The 4,720-nt window shown below is 59.9% G+C and carries 6 protein-coding genes; 1 reads left to right on the top strand and 5 read right to left on the bottom strand.

Features of this window, described 5'->3' with window-relative positions; all coding sequences use genetic code 11:
• The 5 genes from PMN64_RS42070 to PMN64_RS42090 all read right to left on the bottom strand — a co-directional run.
• Positions 1 to 253: hypothetical protein (locus PMN64_RS42070; RefSeq protein WP_411785020.1), on the bottom strand; the 253-nt coding region annotated here is incomplete at its 3' end.
• A 299-nt stretch (positions 254 to 552) separates the two neighbouring features.
• Entirely contained in the window at positions 553 to 753 is a 201-nt protein-coding gene (locus PMN64_RS42075) for a DUF2905 domain-containing protein (RefSeq protein ID WP_148772456.1), read from the bottom strand.
• A 21-nt stretch (positions 754 to 774) separates the two neighbouring features.
• Entirely contained in the window at positions 775 to 1,503 is a 729-nt protein-coding gene (locus PMN64_RS42080) for a Bax inhibitor-1/YccA family protein (protein WP_283090009.1), read from the bottom strand.
• Positions 1,504 to 1,564: 61 nt separating this feature from the next.
• Positions 1,565 to 2,194, bottom strand: coding sequence for a hypothetical protein (locus PMN64_RS42085; protein WP_225645997.1), 630 nt, complete (start codon positions 2,192 to 2,194; stop codon positions 1,565 to 1,567).
• A gap of 303 nt (positions 2,195 to 2,497) precedes the next feature.
• Positions 2,498 to 2,737: a hypothetical protein gene (locus PMN64_RS42090; RefSeq protein WP_225645996.1), complete on the bottom strand. Its 240-nt coding sequence runs from the start codon at positions 2,735 to 2,737 to the stop codon at positions 2,498 to 2,500.
• A gap of 225 nt (positions 2,738 to 2,962) precedes the next feature.
• Between PMN64_RS42090 and PMN64_RS42095 the strand changes: the two genes are divergently transcribed.
• Positions 2,963 to 4,675, top strand: a complete 1,713-nt coding sequence (locus tag PMN64_RS42095; protein WP_411785021.1) for a cation:proton antiporter — start codon at positions 2,963 to 2,965, stop codon at positions 4,673 to 4,675.
• The last annotated feature ends 45 nt before the right edge of the window (positions 4,676 to 4,720 follow it).

Here is a 4,720-nt window from a genome sequence, read left to right on the forward strand (position 1 = left end):
AACCGTCCCAGAAGCGTTCACGCCTAACGCGACAGTACGGCCCGAAATCGACGGGCTCATAGGCGTAGCTATAGTAGTATGGCTTCGGTGCGGCGAGTGCGGCGCCAATGAGTGCGCCCGCCGCCAGGCCGCCGACGACCGGAGCGACAGGAAATCCATGACGCCATCGAGCGTCCGCCGAGGTTGAGCTTGCCACCGAGCCGACGACAACGGTCGCACCAACCGCGAGTGCAATCATTGTTTTCCTCATCATGAGACCTCCGCTTCTTCACTTGTGACGAATCAACCGCCCGGTGTCCGAGATCCCGGACGCCAGCCCGCAGCGACGCTGACTCTAGCCGCCTGGAAAATGGTCCACATTGGCGTCTGTCAAGAATCGCTTGCCGCCTGTGTCGCTTCGCCCTGCAACGCTGTACAAAGACAATTGGGAAATTGATGGTCGTCAACGCGGCAGGCCGCGCGTCCACGTCGCCGCCGAGCGCGCACAGGCGACTGCTGCAAGTACAAGTGTCGCATGGGGCCGGCATACTGCCCGTTAGCTCCGACGCCGCGTCAACGGTTCGCGACCCAAAGAACGAGGCTGAACACCAAGCTGATAAGTATACAAGTCATCAGCGGGAAATAGAACGTCGTGTTTCCCCGCTCGATGACAATGTCGCCGGGCAGCCGCCCCAATCCGAGTTGGCTCAGATAGGGCCAAAGCAGGCCAACCGCCAGGATCAGCGCGCCTAGTAGGATCAGAACACGTGTCATCGCTATCAATCCGTGCGCCGCCTAATTGTCGCGGCGGTGACCGAACAATTGGAGCAGCATCATGAAGAGGTTGATGAAATCAAGGTAAAGTGCCAGCGCGCCAAGCACGGCCTTCTTGCCGGCGATTTCGCCGGTATCGGATTCAAGATACATCTCCTTGATGCGCTGTGTGTCGTAGGCAGTGAGGCCTACGAACACGATGACGCCGATGATCGAGATAGCGAACTGAAGCGCGCTCGATCCGATGAAGATATTGACGAGGGATGCGATCACGATACCGATCAGCCCCATCATGAGAAACGATCCAAAGCGGGAAAGATCGGCTCTGGTGGTATAGCCGTAGAGGCTCATCGCGCCGAAGGTCGCCGCCGTGATGAAAAACACACGCGCAATCGATTCCCCGGTGAATACCAGGAAGATGCCTCCCAGCGACAGCCCCATGACGGCGGCATAGAGCCAGAACAGCAGCATCGCCGTTCCTGCGGCCATACGCTGGATCCCGAAGCTCAAGAGCAGTACGAAGCCGAGGGGCGCCAGCATGACAAGCCAAATCAATGGCGTCGCCGCGATAGACTGGTAGAAACCGGAGGCCACGGCCAGGTAGGCCACGAGGCCGGTCAGCGCGAGGCCACCGGCCATATAGCCGTAGATGCGCTGCATATGGGCCCGCAAGGCGGCGTCGATCTCGGCGACCGATGGTGGAAAGCCCGCGTCCCGTGACTTGCGAGCATCAAAATCATAATAGCTCATGGCTTACTCCTGTGCGGTCGACTGATCGAGCAGCCTTGAACGTCAGTTGCCGATAGGCCTGCTAATTCGTATGCAAAGCGCGCTCGTTCCGTACCTGGTCAGCGCTATAGGGCACGGCGTTTGGATCGAACGCCTGCCAGCCCGACCTGCGGTATAGCTCGCAGCGTTCCTGAAGCCTTACCGCTGACCGGTTCATAATCGGCTCTATTCGCGGCATATCGGCCGGAGGCACCCGCGCGGCGACCAATGTTCCTCCGCGGCGAACGCCCTCGGCAAAGACGTGCGCATCTTCTTCGCTGATGCCGGCGTTGGTCAGCGCTCCCAGCAGGCCGCCGGTAACGCCACCGATCGCCATGCTACCCAACATCGCTGCAAGCCATCCCACGCCCACCACGGCGCCGATGCCGGGAAGCGCCAGCATTGTAACGAGACTGGCAGCGGTCGCCGCCGTTGCGCCGATTGCGGCTCCAACGGCCGCACCCTCGAGCTTTCCGTCGCGGGCGGTGTCGCTGCTCGTAACCTGTTTCCGCAAAGGCACAACATTCGTGCTCTCGGTAGCTCGGTACCAGGTGTCGGAATTGTTCGAGATCACGCTAGTCTCCGAAGGCGGCAGACCCGCGATCGCAAGCGCGAAGATGACCCGGCGTGCGTCAGCATGTGAATCATAGAGGCGGCAGATAGTGATTGGCATGACACGCTCCCGTTGCGTGAAAGTGCCACGGATCGGCCACTTGCGGCAGGTAGCACCACTATTCTTGTCAATTGCGAAGAAACGTCACCTTGACGAGCGTCAACGGAACATGGCGGATTTCGTCGAGTTGTGCGCCTACCGTTGGTCTCGCTTGCGGCGCTGAGGAGTTGCGTTGGCCAGAGACGAGCGGTGCGCCCCTGCGGAACAATCGGGCTGCCTTTGCGCTCCACCTTCACGAGAAACGACCTCACCGCGCCTAACAGCGTGTTCCCGGGGTCCAGCGCTCACGCTGCAGCAAAGCAATCATCTGCCGGCGGCAATCTCGCAGGATCCGGCCGACACCGCCATTTGAACGGCTGCCTGCCAGTCTTGCCACGATGTCGGATCGACTGGCGTCCCGTCGGCCCACTTCAAGCTACCGAGCAAGAATGCGATCTGCTCGACCGGCCTACCATGGCGACGCCAAACGGCCTCGAGAAAGATCCGGATCGCGTCATAGCCTTCAATCACCGTAATAGTGTCGGTTGCTTTGAACGTGGCCATATTCAGTGACTCCGAGTTGCGCCCGTCATGCGGATTTTCTGCTGCGTAGCGCAACGGTCATAGCCCTCGGGACAAAATGCTTATCCTTCATCCGCCTCGTCACATTGACGGTTGTCAGCCGCTGAGCGCTGAAACATTTTTCTCCGATTAGCGGAACTTGATGCTCATCACGGCAATGACAAATCTGGACAACGAACTGGGGGGCGAAGCGCATCGGAGCTGCGCATGGCCGACGACCTATTGATCAAGACACTAATCGTGATCCTTGCCTCGGTCTGCGCCATCAGCCTGGTCGCGCGTCTGAGATTTGCGGCAGCCGGCGGTTACCTGCTGGCCGGCTTGGTAATCGGGCCACACGGTTTGCAACTCATCACCGCAAGCGATGAAGCAAGATTTCTGGCCGAGCTCGGCATCATTTTCCTAATGTTTATGGTCGGCCTCGAGTTTTCGCTCTCGGCAATGATTGCCGCACGCCGCGACGTTTTCGGCGCCGGCAGTCTGCAAGTCGGGTTCACCGTTTTTATCGTGACGGGAATTGCGACGCTTTCGGGTGTGAGCTTATCCGGCGCGGTGCTGCTCGGTGGTGCAGTTGCGATGTCATCGACCGCCATCACGCTCAAGCAATTGGTCGATCAGGGAGAGGTCAGCAGCCAACAAGGCCGCCTTGTGCTGGGAATCCTGCTCTTTCAGGATCTTGCTGTCCTTCCCTTTCTCGTCGTGCTGGGTGGGTGGCAACCAGGCGGTGGGCCGGAACCGTTGGGAGCACTGCGCCAGCTCGCAACAGCGACGATTGCACTCGGCGCCGCGGCTTTCGTCTGCAAACCGGTTTTTCGCACGTGGCTTACCTGGGTTGCCCGGACCAGCTCGGCGGATCTATTTCTGCTCACCGTTCTGTTGCTCGCGCTCGGTACGGCGTTCGTCGGACATGTCGCCGGTCTTTCCGGGCCGATCGGAGCATTCCTCGCCGGTATGGTGGTCAGCGAAAGCGACTTCCGTCATCAGGTAGAGGACGATATCCGACCCTTTCGTGACATCCTGTTGGGCCTATTCTTCGTCACCGTCGGCATGGAAGTGGATCCCTCAACCGTGGCTGTGGCGCCCATGACCGTCCTCGCGTGGATAGCCGTATGCCTGCCAGGAAAGGCCATCGTCGTGATCCTGGTTGGTGCAATCATGCGCTGGCCAGCACCGGTCGCAGTGCGAGTTGCCCTTATTCTAGCACACGGCGGAGAAGCCGGTTTACTCCTACTCACACAGGCGGTGCGAGTGAATGCCCTGGAAGCGGGCGTTGGGCAGCCTGCTCTGTTGGCCCTAGCGGTCACCATGGCGCTCGGTCCAATGCTGATTCAAGCGAGCTACCGATTTGCAGAACTCGTTCGCGGAGCATCACATCGCCTCAAAGCACATGCCGAAGAGGCTGCCATCCGCCAGGAAAGCCGAGATCTCAGCGATCACGTGATCCTGTGTGGCTGTGGACGCGTTGGCCGTCCAGTGGCGCTCGTGCTGGAGGCAGCAAAGGCTCCGTACATTGCGATCGAGTCTGACTTAATGCGCTTTCGCAGGGCAAAACAGTCTGGACACAAGGTCGTCTTCGGCGACGCGGGCCGCAAACGGGTTATGGAAGCTGCCGGCGTCGCCCGAGCGCGCCTCGTCGTGGTAACCTTCGATCGACGTCATTTGATTGAACGCATTCTTCACTATGTGCGCCAGCAAAATCCAGCGGCATCCTCCGTCGTAAGTGCTGCCGATGATGAGGGAATCTCATCGCTGGCGCTGGCGGGCGCCAGCACCGTGTTTCCAGAGAACATCGCGGCCGGCCTCGCGCTGGCTGACCAAGTGCTCCTTGTTTGCGGTTTCTCCCAGGATGATGCCGCACGCATCATCACTGCAGTTCGAGCCGAACTCCATCCGGAACTGCGTGGGCACGTCGGCCGCTAAACCGCGAGATCCCATACATTGGAAACTAGACCAGCCACAGGTCCA

Origin of the sequence: Bradyrhizobium sp. UFLA01-814, assembly GCF_046718885.1 — a bacterium.
Classification (GTDB): Bacteria; Pseudomonadota; Alphaproteobacteria; order Rhizobiales; family Xanthobacteraceae; genus Bradyrhizobium; species Bradyrhizobium elkanii.

Excerpts from the sequence above, each read along its gene's own strand:
- PMN64_RS42075 (WP_148772456.1), bottom strand. The coding sequence starts at position 753 with ATGACACGTGTTCTGATCCTACTAGGCGCGCTGATCCTGGCGGTTGGC.
- PMN64_RS42080 (WP_283090009.1), bottom strand. The coding sequence starts at position 1,503 with ATGAGCTATTATGATTTTGATGCTCGCAAGTCACGGGACGCGGGCTTT.
- PMN64_RS42085 (WP_225645997.1), bottom strand. The coding sequence starts at position 2,194 with ATGCCAATCACTATCTGCCGCCTCTATGATTCACATGCTGACGCACGC.
- PMN64_RS42090 (WP_225645996.1), bottom strand. The coding sequence starts at position 2,737 with ATGGCCACGTTCAAAGCAACCGACACTATTACGGTGATTGAAGGCTAT.
- PMN64_RS42095 (WP_411785021.1), top strand. The coding sequence starts at position 2,963 with ATGGCCGACGACCTATTGATCAAGACACTAATCGTGATCCTTGCCTCG.